14 protein-coding genes and 1 pseudogene are annotated in these 18,695 nt (G+C 68.2%); 7 read left to right on the top strand and 8 right to left on the bottom strand.

Features of this window, described 5'->3' with window-relative positions:
- Positions 1-4: 4 nt before the first annotated feature.
- The 4 genes and pseudogenes from PM1_RS31445 to PM1_RS27915 form a co-directional block, all read left to right on the top strand.
- Positions 5-898, top strand: a pseudogene (locus PM1_RS31445) (methyl-accepting chemotaxis protein); the annotation flags it as partial.
- The gene (locus tag PM1_RS31450; RefSeq protein ID WP_371263863.1) at positions 893-1,756 is read left to right on the top strand and encodes a methyl-accepting chemotaxis protein; all 864 of its coding nucleotides are present in this window, start codon (positions 893-895) and stop codon (positions 1,754-1,756) included. The pseudogene PM1_RS31445 and the gene PM1_RS31450, both read left to right, overlap by 6 nt.
- Positions 1,757-1,975: 219 nt before the next feature.
- Positions 1,976-3,550 carry a methyl-accepting chemotaxis protein gene (locus tag PM1_RS27910; protein WP_009615391.1) on the top strand — a complete coding sequence of 525 codons (1,575 nt, stop codon included), beginning with the start codon at positions 1,976-1,978 and terminating at the stop codon, positions 3,548-3,550.
- 68 nt (positions 3,551-3,618) lie between these two features.
- Positions 3,619-4,047: a UPF0158 family protein gene (locus PM1_RS27915; RefSeq protein ID WP_009615389.1), complete on the top strand. Its 429-nt coding sequence runs from the start codon at positions 3,619-3,621 to the stop codon at positions 4,045-4,047.
- Between the two features lie 1,083 nt (positions 4,048-5,130).
- On the opposite strand, the gene PM1_RS27920 is transcribed toward PM1_RS27915, so the two are convergent.
- The 3 genes from PM1_RS27920 to mexA are packed head-to-tail and all read right to left on the bottom strand — an operon-like array spanning position 5,131 to position 10,888.
- On the bottom strand, positions 5,131-6,579 hold the full coding sequence (locus PM1_RS27920; RefSeq protein WP_009615282.1) for an AdeC/AdeK/OprM family multidrug efflux complex outer membrane factor: 1,449 nt from the start codon (positions 6,577-6,579) through the stop codon (positions 5,131-5,133).
- 1 nt (position 6,580) lies between these two features.
- Positions 6,581-9,724 carry an efflux RND transporter permease subunit gene (locus PM1_RS27925; RefSeq protein ID WP_009615281.1) on the bottom strand — a complete coding sequence of 1,048 codons (3,144 nt, stop codon included), beginning with the start codon at positions 9,722-9,724 and terminating at the stop codon, positions 6,581-6,583.
- 15 nt (positions 9,725-9,739) lie between these two features.
- Positions 9,740-10,888, bottom strand: coding sequence for a multidrug efflux RND transporter periplasmic adaptor subunit MexA (mexA, locus tag PM1_RS27930; RefSeq protein WP_009615280.1), 1,149 nt, complete (start codon positions 10,886-10,888; stop codon positions 9,740-9,742).
- Positions 10,889-11,153: 265 nt separating this feature from the next.
- On the opposite strand from mexA, the gene PM1_RS27935 reads away from it, so the two are divergent.
- On the top strand, positions 11,154-11,600 hold the full coding sequence (locus PM1_RS27935) for a MarR family transcriptional regulator (protein ID WP_009615279.1): 447 nt from the start codon (positions 11,154-11,156) through the stop codon (positions 11,598-11,600).
- A gap of 42 nt (positions 11,601-11,642) precedes the next feature.
- Here PM1_RS27935 and PM1_RS27940 read toward each other — a convergent pair whose 3' ends face one another.
- From PM1_RS27940 to PM1_RS27950, 3 genes are all read right to left on the bottom strand, one after another.
- Positions 11,643-12,218, bottom strand: a complete 576-nt coding sequence (locus PM1_RS27940; RefSeq protein WP_009615277.1) for a YceI family protein — start codon at positions 12,216-12,218, stop codon at positions 11,643-11,645.
- A 28-nt stretch (positions 12,219-12,246) separates the two neighbouring features.
- The gene (locus PM1_RS27945; RefSeq protein WP_009615275.1) at positions 12,247-12,801 is read right to left on the bottom strand and encodes a cytochrome b; all 555 of its coding nucleotides are present in this window, start codon (positions 12,799-12,801) and stop codon (positions 12,247-12,249) included.
- Positions 12,802-13,037: 236 nt separating this feature from the next.
- Positions 13,038-14,522 carry a flavin monoamine oxidase family protein gene (locus tag PM1_RS27950; protein WP_009615272.1) on the bottom strand — a complete coding sequence of 495 codons (1,485 nt, stop codon included), beginning with the start codon at positions 14,520-14,522 and terminating at the stop codon, positions 13,038-13,040.
- A 154-nt stretch (positions 14,523-14,676) separates the two neighbouring features.
- Between PM1_RS27950 and PM1_RS27955 the strand changes: the two genes are divergently transcribed.
- Together PM1_RS27955 and PM1_RS27960 are read left to right on the top strand one after the other, a co-directional pair.
- Positions 14,677-16,080, top strand: a complete 1,404-nt coding sequence (locus tag PM1_RS27955; RefSeq protein ID WP_009615270.1) for an adenosylmethionine--8-amino-7-oxononanoate transaminase — start codon at positions 14,677-14,679, stop codon at positions 16,078-16,080.
- 124 nt (positions 16,081-16,204) lie between these two features.
- Positions 16,205-16,924 (top strand): 16S rRNA (uracil(1498)-N(3))-methyltransferase, encoded by a 720-nt coding sequence (locus tag PM1_RS27960; RefSeq protein WP_009615268.1) that lies wholly within the window; start codon positions 16,205-16,207, stop codon positions 16,922-16,924.
- 287 nt (positions 16,925-17,211) lie between these two features.
- On the opposite strand, the gene PM1_RS27965 is transcribed toward PM1_RS27960, so the two are convergent.
- Both PM1_RS27965 and PM1_RS27970 read right to left on the bottom strand, forming a co-directional pair.
- Positions 17,212-17,823, bottom strand: coding sequence for a LysE family translocator (locus PM1_RS27965; protein ID WP_009615266.1), 612 nt, complete (start codon positions 17,821-17,823; stop codon positions 17,212-17,214).
- Between the two features lie 79 nt (positions 17,824-17,902).
- Positions 17,903-18,694, bottom strand: coding sequence for an AraC family transcriptional regulator (locus PM1_RS27970; RefSeq protein WP_009615264.1), 792 nt, complete (start codon positions 18,692-18,694; stop codon positions 17,903-17,905).
- Position 18,695: the final 1 nt, after the last annotated feature.

Genomic DNA, 18,695 nt, shown 5'->3' on the forward strand with positions numbered 1-18,695 from the left:
CGCCATGACCAAGGACCTGCGCACCACCCGCCTGAAATACCAGTCCAGCCGCACCGCGGAAGACGCCAAGCTGGTGGAACAGAGCATCAACGAGCTGGACCGGCAGCAACAGCGCGTCGGCCAGTTGCTCGTCGTGCCCTCGGACCTGGAGAAGGTCGAGCAGCAACGCCAGCTCACCAGCCAGTACCGCACCCTGTTCAAGGGCCTGCGGAAGTCCTTCGACAGCCGCGACAGCGCGCGCAAGACGCTGATCCGCAAGGCCTCGGTGGTCACCCAGGGGCTGGAGCTGGTGGAGCAGCACCTGGTGGAGAGCGGCAGCGTCGACTCCCTCAAGGCCATCGCCGACGTCTCCGAGCTGGGCCGCCAGCTGATGGACGCCCGCTTCCAGGTGCTCAGCTACACCGCCAACGAAGACCCCAGCCTCGAACAGGGCGCGATCAGCGCCCTGGAGCAGGTCACCGCCACCGTGGAACAACGCGCCCAGGCCGCCGTGCCGGAGCAGCAGGCCAACTACCAGGCCGTGGTGAACGCCCTGCGCGACTACCGCAAGGCGCTGGACCGCTACCGCAACGAAGTCAACAACAGCCAGCAGGCGCGCGACCAGATGCGCGACAGCGGCCTGCTGATCGAGAAACTCAGCGTTGAACTGAGCGACGGCCAGACCGCCAAGCGCAATGAAGACGCCAGCCACGCCAAGCAGTTGCTGGCCCTGGCCTCGCTGCTGGTCCTGGTGCTGGGCGTGCTGGCGGCCTGGCTGATCACCCGGCAGATCGTCCTGCCGCTGCGCCAGTCGCTGGCCGCCGCCGCGCGCATCGCCGACGGCGACCTCAGCCAGGAACTGCGCGTCGAGCGCCGCGACGAGCTGGGCCAGCTGCAGGCCAGCATGCAGCGCATGAACCAGTCGCTGCGCGAGCTGATCGGCCGCATCCACGACGGCGTCACCCAGATCGCCAGCGCCGCCGAGGAACTCTCGGCGGTCACCGAGCAGACCAGCGCCGGGGTGAACAACCAGAAGAGCGAGACCGACCAGGTGGCCACGGCCATGACCGAGATGGCCACTACCGTGCTGGAAGTGGCGCGCAACGCCGAGGAAGCCTCGGAAGCCGCCAGCGCCGCGGACCGCGAGGCCGGCGCCGGCGCCCAGGCGGTCAGTGAGGCGGTCGGGCAGATGGACCGCCTGGCCGGCGAGGTGGGCCGCTCCAACGAAGCGGTGCAGCAGCTCAAGCGCGAGAGCGAGAAGATCGGCAGCGTGCTCGACGTGATCAAAGCGGTGGCCGAGCAGACCAACCTGCTGGCCCTCAATGCCGCCATCGAGGCGGCCCGCGCCGGCGACGCCGGGCGCGGCTTCGCCGTGGTCGCCGACGAAGTGCGCGCCCTGGCCCGGCGCACCCAGCAGTCCACCGAGGAGATCGAGGAACTGATCGCCGGCCTGCACAGCGGCACCCAGCAGGCCGTGCAGCGCATGGAGAGCAGCCGCGCGCTCACCGACAACACCCTGGAACTGGCGCGCCGCGCCGGCGAGCGGCTGGAGGCCATCACCCGCACCGTCTCCGGCATCCAGTCGATGAACCAGCAGATCGCCGCCGCCGCCGAACAGCAGAGCGCGGTGGCCGAGGAGATCAACCGCAGCGTGCTCAGCGTGCGCGACATCTCCGAGCAGACCGCCGCCGCCAGCGAGGAGACCGCCGCCTCCAGCGTCGAGCTGGCGCGCCTGGGCACCGAGCTGCAAGGCCTGGTCGGCCGTTTCCGCCTCTGAGCCCTCCCCCTCCGGCCCGCCGTCCTGGCGGGCCTTTGCCGACGTACGAAAAATTACGAATTTGGCACTGAAGTTTCAGACAAAATCGCCGATAAGCTGTGACGCACACAGATGCGTCCCGAAAAAGTCCCTCGCCTGCACGACAAGAAGAACGACAAAACAGCCTGCATTTCCGGCTTCGGGCCCGTCCCGCGGCCTCGTCTGCCTGGAGTATTCGACATGTACGATTGGCTGGTCCTTCAGCTCGGCCGCATGAACGTCAGCCTCAAGCTCACCGTGGGCTTCGGCATCTGCCTGCTGCTGACCCTGCTGGTGCTGCTCGGCGGCATCCAGGGCCTGAACGAACAGGGCGCCCACAGCGAACGCCTGACGCACATCGGCCAGCTCGACGGCGGCGCCCGCCAGGCGGAACTGGCGCGCCTGCGCTACCAGCTCGAAGGCAGCGCGGAACAGGCCCAGCGCCTGCGTTCGGTACTGGGCGAGCTGCAGGCCGGCAGCGAACGCCTGGCCCGCGACGGCTTCGCCGGGCCCCGTCTCGACGCCTTGCGCCAGGCCCTTGCCGACTACGCCCAGGCCGCCGACGACCTGCTGCGCGCCGACGCACAACAGCGCAGCCAGGCCAACCCCGGCCTCGACAGCCGTGCCGAAGCCCTGTTCCGCGCCAGCGGCGCCCTGTTCGAAGAAGGGCTGCAGCAGCGCGACGCGGCGGCCAGCCAGGCGCAATGGCACCAGGCGCTGACCACCCTGTTCGCGCTGTTCTTCGGCGCCCTCTCGGTGTGGGCGATCAACCGCCAGATCGTCCGCCCGCTGCACGAATCCCTCGAACTGGCCGAGCACATCGCCCAGGGCGACCTGTCCCGCGACCTGGGCGGCGACCTGCACCTGCAGCGCCGCGACGAGTTGGGCCAGTTGCAGCGCACCATGCTGCGCATGCGCGACAGCCTGGGCGAGCTGATCGGCCACATCGGCGGCAGCGTCGGCCAGTTGGCCACCGCCGCCGACGAGCTGTCGGCGGTCACCGAGCAGACCCGCGCCGGCGTCGACAGCCAGCGCCTGGAAACCGAGCAGGTGGCCAGCGCCATCGAGGAAATGGCCGCCACCGTGCAGGAAGTGGCGCGCAACGCCGAGCAAGCTTCCGGCGCCGCCCGCCAGGCCGACGCCCAGGCCCGCGACGGCGAGCAGGTGGTCGGCCAGGCCATCGCCCGCATCGACCAGTTGGCCGCCGAGGTGGAACGCTCCACCCAGGCCATGGCGCGCCTGCGCGGCGACAGCGGGAAGATCGGCAGCGTGCTCGACGTGATCAAGTCGGTGGCCGAGCAGACCAACCTGCTGGCCCTCAACGCCGCCATCGAAGCCGCCCGCGCCGGCGAGGCCGGGCGCGGCTTCGCAGTGGTCGCCGACGAGGTGCGCGCCCTGGCCCAGCGCACCCAGCAGTCCACCGCCGAGATCGAGGCGCTGATCGCCGCCCTGCAGCGCGGCGCCGAGGATGCCGCGCAGTGCATGGACGACAGCCGCGAGCTGACCGGCGACTCGGTCGAGCTGACGCGCCGCGCCGGCGACGCGCTGGCCGCCATCGCCCGCAGCGTGGCACAGATCCAGGACATGAACCTGCAGATCGCCTCCGCCGCCGAACAGCAGAGCAGCGTCGCCGCCGAGATCAGCCGCAGCGTCGGCCAGGTCCGCGACATCGCCGAGCAATCGGCCGCCGCCAGCCAGCAGACCGCCGCCTCGAGCAACGAACTGGCGCGCCTGGGCAGCGACCTGCAGGGCCAGGTCGGGCGCTTCCGCCTGTAACAGGATTGCAGCGGACAGGAAGGCCGCGCATGGGATAGGCTGGGCTCTCGCCCAACCGGAGAGTGACCATGCGCCCGCTGACCATCGACCTCGACGAACTCGCCGTCGCCCTCGACACCAGCGACATAGAGCACTACCTGGACCTGGGCAGCGGCCAGGTGGTGCCGCTGCTGAGCGACTCCCCCGACCCGGACCTGCTGCTCCTGCTGGAGCAGGACCCGGAGCGCCTACTGCCGATCGAGCCGCTGAGCAGCCGCGAATCCCTGGAACTGATGCGCGACTTCCTCCGCGAGGTCGGCGAACCCCACGCCTACGCCGCCATGGCCTCGGCCCTGGAAGGCCGCAAGCCGTTCAAGGCCTTCCGCCACGTGCTCATGGGCTACCCCGACCTGCTCCAGGCCTGGTACGACTACCAGGCCGAACGCCTGCGCGAATGCGCCCTGGACTGGCTGGCCGACCACGACATCCGCCCGGCCGGGCAAGGCGCCGCGTTGTAGGGCGTACAACCGTTCGCGGTTGTACGCCAACCGTGCAGGGACGCTCTTCGCAGGATGGATTGAGCTTGCGATCCCCATCGGACCATGGCGATGGGGATCGCTCCGCTCAACCCATCCTACGATGTCGACGCAACCCCACCCACGCCATTCCCCTGTAGGAGCGCGCCCTGCGCGCGAATCGCGGGCAGGGCCCGCCTACAATTCCCGGGAGGCACGATCGTAGGAGCGGACCTTGTCCGCGATAGCCGGATGTCCCGGCGCGATTCGCGGATGAGATCCGCTTCTACGCAACCCCACCCGCGCCATTCCCCTGTAGGAGCGCGCCTTGCGCGCGAATCGCGGGCAGGGCCCGCTCCTACAATTCCAGGGAGGCACGGTCGTAGGAGCGGACCTTGTCCGCGATAGCCGGACGTCCCGGCGCGATTCGCGGATGAGATCCGCTCCTACGCAACCCCACCCGCGCCATTCCCCTGTAGGAGCGCGCCCTGCGCGCGAATCGTGGGCAGGGCCCGCTACAATTCCAGGGAGGCACGGTCGTAGGAGCGGACCTTGTCCGCGATAGCCGGACGTCCCGGTGCGATTCGCGGATGAGATCTCCTACGCAACCCCACCCACGCCATTCCCCTGTAGGAGCGCGCCCTGCGCGTGAATCGCGGGTAGGGCCAGCTCCTACAATTCCAGGGAAGCGCGGTCGTAGGAGCGGAATTTGTCCGCGATAGCCGAACGTCCCGGCGCGATTCGCGGATGAGATCCGCCTACGCCACCCCACCCACGCCATTCCCCTGTAGGAGCGCGCCCTGCGCGCGAATCGCGGGCAGGGCCCGCTCCTACAATTCCAGGGAGGCACGATCGTAGCGGACCTTGTCCGCGATAGCCGGACGTCCCAGCGCGATTCGCGGATGAGATCCGCTCCTACGCAACCCCACCCGCGCCATTCCCCTGTAGGAGCGCGCCCTGCGCGCGATTCGCGGGCAGGGCCCGCTCCTACGAAGAGCACCCCGGCATGGCCTGCAGGACAAAAATCGTCGGGCCCCACAAACGAAAACGCCGCCCCGAGGGGCGGCGTTTTCGTGGGCCTGGGCCTCAGCCCTTGGACTGTGGCTGCGACTGCTTCTGCGCGGTGCTTTCCTGCCAGCCGCCGCCGAGCGCCTTGTACAGGTTCACCTCGCTGGTGAGCTGGTTCAGGCGGTCGGTGATCAACTGCTGCTGGGCGCTGAACAGCGAACGCTGGGCGTCGAGCAGGGTCAGGTAGTTGTCCACGCCGGTGCGGTAGCGCTTCTCGGCCAGGCGGTAGTAGTCCTCGCTGGCCTTGACCAGGGCGCGCTGGGCGGTCAGCTGCTCGCCGTAGGTGCCCCGTGCGGCCAGGCCGTCGGCGACTTCCGAGAAGGCGGTCTGGATGGCCTTCTCGTACTGCGCGACGTAGATGTTCTTCTGCACCTTGGCCAGGTCCAGGCTGGCCTTCAGGCTGCCGGCATTGAAGATCGGCAGGCTGATGGACGGCTTGAACAGCCAGGTGCCGGAACCCGCGTCGAACAGGCCGGACAGGTCCGGGCTCAGGCTGCCGGCGTTGGCGGTCAGGCTGATGCTCGGGAAGAAGGCCGCCCGCGCCGCGCCTATGTTGGCGTTGGCCGCCTTGAGCTGGTGCTCGGCTTCCAGCACGTCCGGGCGCCGCTGCAGCAGGTCCGAGGGCAGGCCCGCCGGCACCTGGGCCAGCACCTGCTGCTCCAGGTCCATGCCTTGCGGCAGGTCGGCCGGCACGCCGGAGCCCAGCAGCAGGGTCAGGGCGTTCTGGTCCTGGGCCACCAGGCGGGTGTACTGCGCCAGGGTCGCCCGCGCGCTTTCCACCGAGGTCTGCGCCTGGCGCAGGTCCAGGGCCGAGGCGACGCCGACCTCGTTGCTGCGCTTGGTCAGGTCGTAGGTCTTCTGGTAGGTGGCCAGGGTGTCGCGGGTCAGCTGCAGCTGGGCCTGGTCGGCGCGCAGCGTCAGGTAGGCGTTGGCGACGTTGGCCACCAGCGCGGTCTGGGTGCTGCGGCGCGCCTCTTCGGTCGCCAGGTACTGCTCGAGGGCCTCATCGCGCAGGCTGCGCAGGCGGCCGAACAGGTCCACTTCCCAGGCGGTGACGCCCAGGGTGGCGCCGTACTGGCTGCTGATCATGTCGTTGCCGGTGGTCGACACCCGCTCCGGCAGGCGCTGGCGCGAGCCGCTAACGTCGGCGCTTACCGCCGGGAACAGCTCGGCGCGCTGGATGCGGTACTGCGCCTGGTAGGCCTCGACGTTCAGCGCGGCGACGCGCAGGTCGCGGTTGTTGTCCAGGGCCACTTCGACCAGGCGGCGCAGTTGCGGGTCGCTGAAGAAGCTCTGCCAGTCGAGGTCGGCGGCGGCGGTCGCGCCGCCGCCCTGGGCGCCGGCATAGGCCGGGCCCTGGGGGTAGGCCTGGGCTACCGGCGCCTCGGGGCGCTGGTAGTCCGGGATCAGCGAACAGCCGGACAGCGCGGCGGTCGCCAGGGCCAGGCTGAGTAAGGACTTTCTCATATCAATGCCCCTTCTCGGTGGCCGCCTGTTCCTTGGACGCCTTGTCCTTGAACAGGGTGCTGACCACCACGTAGAACAACGGCACCCAGAAGATCGCCAGCACGGTCGCGGTGACCATGCCGCCGATCACGCCGGTACCGATGGCATGCTGGCTGCCGGAGCCGGCGCCGCTGGAAATCGCCAGCGGCACCACGCCGAGGATGAACGCCAGCGAGGTCATGACGATCGGGCGCAGACGCATGCGGCAGGCCTCGATGGCCGCGTCGACGATGTGCTTGCCCTCGCGCTCGTGCAGTTCCTTGGCGAACTCCACGATGAGGATGGCGTTCTTCGCCGACAGGCCGATGGTGGTGAGCAGGCCGACCTTGAAGAACACGTCGTTGGACAGCCCGCGCATCGAGGTGGCCAGCAGCGCACCGATGATCCCCAGGGGCACCACCAGCATCACCGAGAACGGGATCGACCAGCTCTCGTACAGCGCCGCCAGGCAGAGGAACACCACGATGGCCGAGAGCACGAACAGCGAGGTGGTCTGCGAGCCGGCCAGGCGTTCCTCATAGGACAGGCCGGTCCAGGAGTAGCCGATGCCCTTGGGCAGTTGCTGGACGATCTCTTCCACCGCCGCCATGGCCTCGCCGGTACTGCGGCCCGGGGCCGGCTCACCGAGGATTTCCATGGCCGGCACGCCGTTGTAGCGCGCCAGCTTCGGCGAGCCGTAGGCCCACTTGCCGGTGGCGAAGGCGGTGAAGGGCACCATCTCGCCGCTGCTGTTGCGCACGTACCACTTGGCCAGGTCTTCCGGGCTCATGCGCGCACCGGGTTCGCCCTGGGCGTACACCTTCTTCACCCGGCCGCGGTCGATGAAGTCGTTGATGTACTTCGAACCCCAGGCGATGGAGATGGTGCTGTTGATGTCCGCCAGCGAAATGCCCAGCGCACTGGCCTTCTCGTCGTCGATCAGCAGCTGGTACTGCGGCTCGTCGTTCAGGCCGTTGGGGCGCACGCGCTGCAGCACGGGGTTCTGCGCGGCGAGCTGGAGGAACTGGTTGCGCGCCTGCATCAGCGCGTCGTGGCCGACGCCCGCCTGGTCCTGCAGGTAGATGTCGAAACCGGTGGCGTTGCCCAGCTCCAGCACCGCCGGCGGGGCGAAGGCGAAGACCATCGCGTCCTTGATGCTGAAGAAGTACTGCTGGGCGCGCTGGGCCACGGCGAACACGCTGTTCTCCGAGCCGGGGCGCTCTTCCCAGGGTTTCATCATGATGAAGGCCATGCCCGAGCTCTGGCCGCGGCCGGCGAAGTTGAAGCCGGTCACGGTGAACACCGAGCTGACCGCCTGGCCTTCCTTGTCCAGCAGGTACTCGCGCATGTGGTCGACCACCTTCTGCGTGCGCTCGGCGGTGGAGCCCGGCGGCGTCTGCACCTGGGCGAAGAGCACGCCCTGGTCCTCGTCGGGGAGGAAGGAGGTGGGGATGCGGGTGAACAGCCAGGCCATGCCGATGACGATGACCACGTACAGCAGCAGGTACGGCGAGCGGTGCTTGAGGATCGAGGTCACGCCACGCTCGTAGCCGTGGGTGGTGTCGATGAACTTGCGGTTGAACCAGCCGAAGAAGCCGCGCTTGTGCTCGCCGTGGTCGCCCTTCTCGATGGGCTTGAGCATGGTGGCGCACAGCGCCGGGGTGAGGATCAGCGCCACCAGCACCGACAGGGCCATGGCCGAGACGATGGTGATGGAGAACTGCCGGTAGATCACCCCGGTGGAGCCGCCGAAGAAGGCCATCGGCAGGAACACCGCCGAGAGCACCATGGCGATGCCCACCAGCGCGCCCTGGATCTGGCCCATGGACTTGCGCGCCGCTTCCTTGGGCGGCAGGCCTTCCTCGGCCATCACCCGCTCGACGTTCTCCACCACCACGATGGCGTCGTCCACCAACAGGCCGATGGCCAGCACCATGCCGAACATGGTCAGGGTGTTGATCGAGAAGCCGAACGCCGCCAGCACGCCGAAGGTGCCCAGCAGCACCACTGGCACGGCGATGGTCGGGATCAGGGTGGCGCGGAAGTTCTGCAGGAACAGGTACATCACCAGGAACACGAGGAGGATCGCCTCGCCGAGGGTCTTGACCACTTCATGGATGGAAGCGGAGACCACCGGGGTGGTGTCGTACGGGTAGACCACCTTCATGCCCTCGGGCATGAACTCCTGCAGGCGGCCGATGGTGGCGCGGATCGCCTTGGCGGTGTCCAGCGCGTTGGCGCCGGTGGCCAGCTTGATGGCGATACCCGAGGCCGGCTTGCCGTTGAACTGCGCGTTGATGCTGTAGTCCTGGCCGCCGAGGCCCACCTGGGCGACGTCCTTCAGGCGCACCTGGGAGCCGTCGGTGTTGACCTTGAGCAGGATGTCGCCGAACTGCTCGGCGGTCTGCAGGCGGGTCTTGCCGATGATGGTCGCGTTGAGCTGCTGCCCCGGCAAGGCGGGCAGGCCGCCCAGCTGGCCGGAGGAGATCTGCACGTTCTGCGCCTGCACCGCGGTGACGATGTCGCTGGGCGTCAGCTGGTAGCTGTTGAGCTTGGCCGGGTCCAGCCAGATGCGCATGGCGTACTGCGAACCGAACACCTGGAAGTCGCCCACGCCAGCGGTACGCGACAGCGGGTCCTGGATGTTGGAGACGATGTAGTTCGACAGGTCTTCCTTGGTCAGGCTGCCGTCTTCGGAGACGATGCCGACGACCATCAGGAAGTTCTTCACCGCCTTGGTCACGCGGATGCCCTGCTGCTGCACTTCCTGCGGCAGCAGCGGCGTGGCCAGCTGCAGCTTGTTCTGCACCTGGACCTGGGCGATGTCCGGGCTGGTGCCCTGGTCGAAGGTCACGGTGATGGTCATGCTGCCGTCGGCGTTGCTCTCCGAGGAGATGTAGCGCAGATGGTCGAGACCGTTCATCTGCTGCTCGATCACCTGGACCACCGTGTCCTGCACGGTTTCCGCGGAGGCGCCCGGGTAGCTGACCTGGATGGCGATCGCCGGCGGGGCGATGGCCGGGTACTGGTTCACCGGCAGCGAGAGGATCGACAACCCGCCCGCCAGCATGATCACCAGGGCTATAACCCAGGCGAAGATAGGCCGGTCAATGAAAAACTTCGACATTGCGAAACCCCTTGGTTAACCCTGGCTGTCCGAGGCGGCGGGCTTGCCGGCCTCAGGCGCGGGGGCGACGTTCTTCGCCGGCACGGCCTTGGCCTTGGCGCCGGGCTGGACGTACTGCAGGCCTTCGGTGATCAGGCGGTCGCCGGGCTTCAGGCCCTCGGTGACCAGCCAGTAGGCGCCGACGGTGCGGTCGGTCTTGATGTTGCGCAGCTCGACCTTGTCGTCGGCGCCCAGCACCAGGGCGGTGGGCTGGCCGCGCAGGTCGCGGGTGACGCCCTGCTGGGGCGCGAGGATGGCCTTGTCCTTCACCCCTTCCTGCAGCACGGCATGCACGAACATGCCCGGCAGCAGCTCATGCCTGGGGTTGGGGAACACCGCGCGGATGGTCACCGAGCCGGTGCCCTGGTCCACCGAGACCTCGGAGAACTCCAGCCTGCCTTCCAGCGGGTAGGCCGAACCGTCCTCGAGGAACAGCTTGACCTTGGCCGCGTTGTCGCCGGCCTTCTGCAGGTTGCCGGCGGCCAGCTCGCGGCGCATGCGCAGCAGCGAAGTGGAGGGCTGGGTGACGTCGACGTAGATGGGGTCGAGCTGCTGCACCGTGGCCATGGCGGTGGCCTGGCCGTTGGTCACCAGCGCGCCCTCGGTCACCGCCGAGCGGCCGATGCGCCCGGAGATGGGCGACAGCACCTTGGTGTAGCGCAGGTTGATCTGCGCCTGGTCGACGGCGGCCTTGGCCTGCAGCGCGGCGGCCTGGGCATCGGCGTACTGCTGCTTGCTCACCGCCTCGTCGGCCACCAGCAGCTTGTAGCGCTCGGCCTGCTGCTGGGTGGACATCAGGTTGGCCTTGGCGCTCTGGTAGGTGGCTTCGTAGGTGGCCGGGTCGATCTGGTACAGCTGCTGGCCTTCCTTGACGTCGCTGCCTTCCTTGAACAGGCGCTTGAGAATGATGCCGTTGACCTGCGGCCGGACTTCGGCCACCCGGAACGCCGTGGTGCGGCCGGGCAGCTCGGTGCTCAGCGGCACCGTCTGGGCCTGCAGGGTCACCACGCCGACCTCGGGGGTCTGCGCCTGCTGCGGGGCCTCGTTCTTGCCGCAACCGGCAAGGGTAGCCATGGCGACGAGCAGGGCCGGAACCAGGGCGCGCTTGGCTGGCGTTCGTTGCATATCGTTGTCCTCGTAAGCGAAAGCATCCGGCACCACGGCGGCAGCCGGGCCGGAAAGGCTGGCAAAATACTTACATTCAGGTTTGTTTGTAAACGACCGAAAGCCTTGTCGGTAACCACCTGAAACGTTTTAGCCCATGGCGGGCGCTTCAGACGATTCCCATTCGGCGTGAGCGGCTTGTCATAAAGTTGATAGCGTCAACTAAAATAAGGAAAATGAATCGGCCGATCAATCGGCTTTACATTCCGTTTACCCCGTCCAGGCCATGACCCGTCCCGTGAATCCCGACCTGCCAGAGAACCTGATGGCGCTCTTCGAGCATCTGCGCAACCAGCTGCAGATGGGCCTGCTCGCCCAGGGCATCGATCTGGCGCCGCCGGACATCCGTCTGCTGGAGCTGATCGCCGAGGCCGAGGGCCTCATCAACCTGCAGGACGTCGGCCGGCAGATGTGCCGCGACAAGGCGCTGATCACCCGCAAGGTCCGCGAGATGGAGAGCCGCGGCCTGGTCCGCCGCGAGCGCAACCCGGGGGACCAGCGCAGCTTCCAGCTGTTCCTCACCGAGGCCGGCAAGGTCGTCCATGCCCAGGCCCAGGCGATTCTCGCATGCACCCATGACAGGCTCTTTGCACCGCTGGATGCCGAGGAGCAGCGCTGCATGGCGCACCTGCTGCAACGCTGCCTGGACGCCCAGGAAGAGCTGCCGCAGTAACGAAAACGCCGGCTTGCGCCGGCGTTTCGCTGCAACCGCGTCTTATTGACGCACACCCTCTACCGACAGCGTCAGCTCGACTTCCTGGGAAGCCGGGCCGAGGTCGCGCTGGATGTTGAAGTCCTTCAGCTTCAGGGTGGTGGTGCCGAGGAAGCCGGCGCGGTAGCCGCCCCACGGATCGTCGCCCTGGCCGACCAGCTCGGCCTTGATGGTGACCGGCTTGGTCACGCCGTTGAGGGTCAGGTTGCCGGTGATCTCGGCGTTCTTGCCGTCGGCCTTGACGCCGGTGGACTCGAAGGTCGCGGTGGGGTTCTTCGATACGTTGAGGAAGTCGCCGCTACGCAGGTGCTTGTCACGTTCGGCGTGGTTGGTGTTCACGCTGTTGGTGTTGATGGTCACCTTGACCTTGTCGGCGGCCGGGTTCTTCTCGTCGAAGGTGAAGGCGCCGTCGAAGTCGTCGAAGCGGCCGTACAGCCAGCTGTAGCCCAGGTGCTTGATGCGGAACTCGATGAAGGCGTGCTGGCCTTCCTTGTCGATCTTGTAGTCGGCGGCCATGGCCTGGCCGGCGCTGAACAGGGCGGTACCCAGGGCCAGGGCGGCGAAGGTCTTCTTCAGCATGGTGATCTCCATATGGTGCTAGGTGGGGTCAATCCGTGGAACGGCCGAGCATGCGCGTGAGGGTCGCATCGCGGTCGAGGAAATGGTGTTTGAGCGCCGCCAGGGCGTGCAGTACGGCGAAGACCACCAGGGCCCAGGCCAGGTACAGGTGGATGGCGCCGGCGGTGTCGGCCTGCTCGGGCAGCCCGCTCAGGGTCGCCGGCACGTCGAACCAGCCGAACACGCTGATGGGTTTGCCCTCGGCGGTGGAAATCAGGTAACCGGCGACGATCACCGCGATCAGCAGCCCGTACAGCGCCAGGTGGCCGAGCTTGCTGGCCTTGCGCGTCAGCGCGCCATGGTTGGCCGGGGCCGGCGGCGGCGGGCTGAGGAAGCGCCAGGCGATGCGCACGATCAGGGCGATGGCCAGCAGGATGCCGATGCTCTTGTGGATTTCCGGGGCGCGGTGATACCAGGTGTCGTAGTAGTCCAGCTCGCGCATCCACAGGCCCAGGCCGAACAGGCCGAAGACCACCAGGGCGCTGCCCCAGTGCAGGAAGAGACTGACCAGACCGTAACGGGAGGGCGAATTACGCCATTGCATCGAAAGGTTTCCTGATAAAGCCGGAGCATCAAGACTAGCGGCAAAACGATCGGATAAAAGTGGAAATTACTGCTTTGAAACATCGATTCACAAGATAGCTTCGCTGGCTAACGAGCATTCCAGAGCCTTCTGTGCCTCGTTCGAGATAACACCCCGGGCGCGGGAATTATTCGCCGCCAAAGAAAAAGGGCGCTGGAAGGCGCCCCTTTTTCACAGGCAGTGGCGGGAGCCGCGGCTCAGAACATGTCGGTGAACCAGGAGAACGCGCCCTTCTTCTTGCCCTCGCCCGCGGCCGGCGCCGCCGGCGCTTCGCTGGCCTTGGCCGGCGCGGGGATGCTGACGTTCTTGCCGTCGGCCAGGTCGCGCAGTTGCGCGGCGGCGCGCTTGCCGCTGCGCAGGGCGCCCTCGATGGTGCCCGGGTAGAGCGCGTCGGTGTGCTCGCCGGCGAAGGCGACGCGCGGCAGCGGCTGTTCCCAGGCGCGCCAGAAGCGGCTGATCTGCCCCGGGCCGTAGGCCAGGTAGGAGCCGCCGGTGCTGACGTCGGTGCTGTAGCGGCGCATTTCGTAGCCGGAATAGGCGCCGCGCATCTTCGGGTAGTACTTGTTCATGCGGATCAGCACCTGGTCGACCATCTGCCGGTCGCCGAAGGCCTGCAGCACGCGGGCGTTGTCGCCGGAGAGGTTGATCAGCACGTTGGCGCCGCCCTTGAGCGCGGGCTCGACCCAGATCATACCCAGGCCCTGGTCGCTGTAGATCTCGCCGGACAGGCGCGACTTGTCGTCCCACACCGGGCGCTTGAACTTCAGCAGGATCTGGTCGCGCCAGCCGTAGTTGGTGTTCTTCAGCGCTTCCTGCTGCCTGGCGTTGAGCCCCGGGGTCAGCTGGATCTGGGCCAGGGCGCGCAGAGGCACGGCGAGCACCACGTAGTCGGCGCTGTAGCCGGTGCTGCCGGCCTTGACGGTGACGCCGTCCTTGTCCTGCACGATGGCGCTGACGCGGGCGTTGGTCTTGATGGTCTTCAACTGCTTGACGAAGGCCTGGGCCAGTACCTGGCTGCCGCCCGGCAGGCGCGCGGCGCGCAGGTCGCGGTCGTCGACGTTGCGGTACACCCGGCCCTGCTGGGCGAGGTACAGCAGCGACAGGCGCGAGGGCTCGTCATAGTGCGAGCGGATGCGCTGGTTGACCAGCAGGCGCGCGGTCGGCGACAGGTTCAGCTTGTCCAGCCAGCGGGCGACGTTGAGCTGGTCGAGGGCGAACAGGGTCTTGTTGGCCAGCGGGTCGAGCGGGTCGTCGATGGACGCCGAGAGATCGTTCAGCGACTTCTCGAAGCGCTCCAGGTCGGCGGCCACGGCGGGCATCTTCTGCTTCAGGTCGGCGGAGCTGTAGTAGACGCCGTCGATCAGGTAGCTGGGGGTACGCACGAATTCCGGCGCCGGCACCGCTTTCAGCTTGAGGGTGTCCAGGTAGCCGTTGAGGGTCGGCTGGGCCTTGGCGTTGCCCAGCCATTCGCTGGTGGCCAGGCCCGAGCGCCCGCCGATCTGCGGCTTGGCCTCCAGCAGGGTGACCTGCCAGCCCGACTGCTGCAGTTCATAGGCGGCGCTGAGGCCGGCCAGCCCGCCGCCGACCACGATCGCGGTCGGCTGTTTGTCCTTGCCCAGCGCGAACGCGCTGAACGCCGCCAGCGCCAGCAGCGAGGCCGCGCGCAGCCATCGAATCTTCATCGTGCATCCCCCAACATGGTGCGAAGGCGCGCAGCATACGCCAGCGCCCAGTGGCCGGCCAGATGCCACCCTCTGCCGTGTGTCGCGGCGCGCGCCTTGTCCGTCCATGTCCCATTGCATAGGCTTGCCCGACGACTTCAAGAGGAGACCTTCCATGGACCTGAACGCCGAGTGGATGCAGCGCGACCTGGAGGTGCTCTGGCACCCCTGCACCCAGATGAAAGACCACGAGCGCCTGCCGGTCATCCCCATCCGCCGCGGCAAGGGCGTGTGGCTGGAGGACTTCGAGGGCAAGCGCTACCTGGACGCGGTCAGCTCCTGGTGGGTGAACGTCTTCGGCCACGCCAACCCGCGCATCAACCAGCGCATCAAGGACCAGGTCGACCAGCTGGAGCACGTGATCCTCGCCGGCTTCACCCATGCGCCTGTGGTCGAGCTGTCCGAGCGCCTGGTGCGCCTCACGCCCGAGGGCCTGTCGCGGGTGTTCTACGCCGACAACGGCTCCTCCGGCATCGAGGTGGCGCTGAAGATGAGCTACCACTACTGGCAGAACTGCGGCCAGCCGGCGAAGAAGCGCTTCGTCACCCTGACCAACAGCTACCACGGCGAAACCGTGGCGGCGATGTCGGTGGGCGACGTGGCACTGTTCACCGAGACCTACAAGTCGCTGCTGCTCGACACCCTCAAGGTGCCCAGCCCGGACTGCTACCTGCGCGCCGAGGGCGAGAGCTGGGAAGCCCATTCGCGGGCCATGTTCGAGCACATGGAGCGCACCCTGGAACAGCATCACCGGGAAGTCGCCGCTGTCATCGTCGAGCCGCTGATCCAGGGGGCCGGCGGCATGCGCATGTACCACCCGGTGTACCTCAAGCTGCTGCGCGAAGCCTGCGACCGCTACGGCGTGCACCTGATCCACGACGAGATCGCCGTCGGCTTCGGCCGCACCGGCAGCATGTTCGCCTGCGAGCAGGCCGGCATCACCCCGGACTTCCTGGTGCTGTCCAAGGCGTTGACCGGCGGCTATCTGCCGATGGCTGCGGTGCTCACCACCGACAAGGTCTACCAGGCCTTCTACGACGACTACGCCACCCTGCGCGCCTTCCTGCATTCGCACACCTACACCGGCAACCCGCTGGCCTGCACCGCGGCCCTGGCGACCCTCGACATCTTCGAGCAGGACAACGTGATCGAGGCCAACAAGGCCCTGGCCGCGCGCATGGCCTCGGCCACCGCGCACCTGGCCGACCATCCCCACGTGGCCGAGGTCCGTCAGACCGGCATGGCCCTGGCCATCGAGATGGTCCAGGACAGGACCAGCCGCGCAGCCTACCCCTGGCAGGAGCGCCGCGGCCTGAAGGTCTACCAGCACGCCCTGGAGCGCGGCGCCATGCTGCGCCCGCTGGGCAACGTGGTGTACTTCCTGCCGCCCTACGTGATCACCCCGGAGGAAATCGACTTCCTCGCCGAAGTGGCCAGCGAAGGCATCGACATCGCCTGCCGGGACTCGGTGAGCGTGGCGGTCAGCGGGCTGTATCCGGATCATCGGGATCCGGGCTAGCGGCTGAGAGCCGAGAAGAGCGCTGGAGGCTGGAGGCTGGAGGCTGGAGGCTGGACGAAATGCAAAGCGGGCTGCACCATGCCGCTCTTCGTTCAGCCTCCAGCCTTCAGCGGCTTTGTTTCCTATGCGCCTTTCCCGCTTCTTCATCGACGCCCCCCTCTCCCTCGGCCAGCACGAGCTGCCCGAGGCCCAGGCCCATTACATCGGCCGCGTGCTGCGGCATGCCGCCGGCGATGCCGTGCAGTTGTTCGACGGTTCCGGCCAGGAATTCCTCGGCGAACTGGTGGAGGTGGGCAAGAAGAACGTGCGCGTGGAGCTGCGCGAAAGCTTCGCCGGCCTGGCCGAGTCGCCGCTGCGCCTGCATCTGGGCCAGGGCCTGTCGCGCGGCGAGCGCATGGACTGGGCGATCCAGAAGGCCACCGAACTGGGCGCCGCGCGGATCACCCCGATCGTCAGCGAACGCTGCGAAGTGCGCCTGAAGGACGAACGCGCCGACAAGCGCACCGCCCACTGGCGCCAGATCGCCATCAGCGCCTGTGAGCAATGCGGCCGCTCGGTGCTGCCGCAGATAGACGCGCCCATCAGCCTCGCCGAATGGCTGCAGGCCACCGAAGCGGACCTCAAGCTGGTCCTGCACCCGGTGGCCGAACCCCTGGCCAGCCACGCCCGCCCGGGCAGCCTGGCCTTCCTCATCGGCCCGGAAGGCGGCCTGAGCGACGCCGAGGTGGAACAGGCCAGGGCCGCCGGCTTCCACGCCGCCCGCCTGGGCCCGCGGGTGCTGCGCACCGAGACCGCGCCGGTGGTGGCACTGAGCGTGGCGCAGCAGCTGTGGGGCGATTTCTGAGGTAGCCGCCGGAACCTTCGGCTATCACGGCCAAGGTCCTGCGACCGTGCCTCCCCGGCCCCATCGTGGCGGGCCATGCCCGCGGTTCGCGCGCAGGGCGCGCTCCTACAGGGGAACGCCGCGGTTGGCGCAGCGTAGGAGCGGACTCCGTCCGCGATATCCCGGAACCGGCCCGTCGGCCGGATCGCGGATGAATCCGCTCCTACAGGTGGGTTCGAAGCCCCGTAGGATGGGTTGAGCGAAGCGATACCCATCGCCGTAGCGATTGGCGCGCCAGACGCGCGCCCTCAAAGCCCGCGCAGCGCCAATCCGGCCAGGCCGAGCAGCAGCAGGCCGCAGCCGGCGTAGCTGACGCGGTGCCAGAACAACGAGGTGTTGCGCCGCAGCCAGTCCACCAGGCCGGCGCAGAGGAAGCACCAGATCAGCGACGAGAGCATGAAACCGGCGAAGAACACCAGCGACTGCGCCTGGCTCGGGGCGCCTTCGACGATGCCGGCCAGGGCGCTGCCCAGCGCGCCCCAGTAGACCACGTTCTTCGGGTTGGACAGCGAGATGGCCGCCCCGGAGGCGAAGGCGTTGCCGGCGCTGGTGGCCGCCTCCAGGTCGTCCAGCGGCGGGCGCCAGGCGTCGCGCAGGCCCTGGATGCCGAGCCAGGCCAGGTAGCCGGCGCAGGCCAGGGTCAGGGGCACGCGCACCTGCTCGTGGGCCAGCAGCAGGGCCAGGCCGGTCAGCCCCAGCAGCGCCCAGACCGCATCGCCGATCAACGAACCGAGCTGCACCAGCAGCGCCGTGCGGAAACCGCCGGTCAGGCCACGGCGCAGGGTTTCGCTGAACACCGCCCCCGGCGAGATGTTGAAGGCGAAGCCGAACAGCAGGGCGGCAAGGAAGATGGCGAGCATGGGGCGGGACTCCGGAAAGCGGGAATGCGCCCATTCTCCCCAGGCGATGGCGGAAAAACTTGAACCGGATTGCGCCGCTTCAGCCGCGCAGCGTGCGCTGGTAGCGGCCGGGGCTGATGCCGTAGGCGCTGCGGAAGTGGCGGGTCAGGTGGCTCTGGTCGGCAAAACCCAGGGCATGGGCGGCATCGCCCACGGCGACGCCTGCCCGCAGCAGCGCCAGCGCGCGCCGGGTGCGCAGTTGCATGGCCCACTGCCGGGGGCTCATCCCGGTGTGCTGCTTGAAGGCCCGCAGCAGGTGGAACCTGGAGACCTGCACCTGCTGCGCCATGGCCTCCAGGCTCAGCGGCTCGGCGAGGTTGGCGGCGAGCAGTTCCTGCAGGCGCTCCACCGGGCGCCGGCCAAGGGCTGCCGTGGCCGGAGGACGGGTGCCCGCGTGCCGCGCCAGTTCGGCCAGCGCCAGGGTCAGGCACTCCTCGCCGCGCTCGCGCAGGAAGGTATCGCCGGAAAGGGCCAGCTCCACCGCCCGGGCCAGTTCCCCAGCCAGTTGTAGATGCGTCAGCAGCGGCCGTTCGAAGGCCAGGCGCCGCAGGCCCAGGCTCTCGGCCAGCACGGCTTCCGGCAGGTAGAGGCTGACGAAGCGCCAGGGCTGGCCGTCGGCGGCGCCGCCGCCCTGGATCTGCCCCGGGTTGTAGAGAGTGATGTCGCCGGCGCCGGCCTGGAAGCTGCGGCCGTCCAGCCAGATATCCTCGCTGCCGCAGAGGTTGGCGCTGATGACGAATTCGTCGTGGCTGTGCTTGTCGAAGCGGTGCCCGCTCAGCGCCGCGCTGGCCACTTCGCAGCCATCGCCCAGCCAGGCGTGACGCAGCGCCATG

Source organism: Pseudomonas sp. M1 (genome assembly GCF_022760135.1).
Lineage (GTDB): Bacteria > Pseudomonadota > Gammaproteobacteria > Pseudomonadales > Pseudomonadaceae > Pseudomonas > Pseudomonas citronellolis.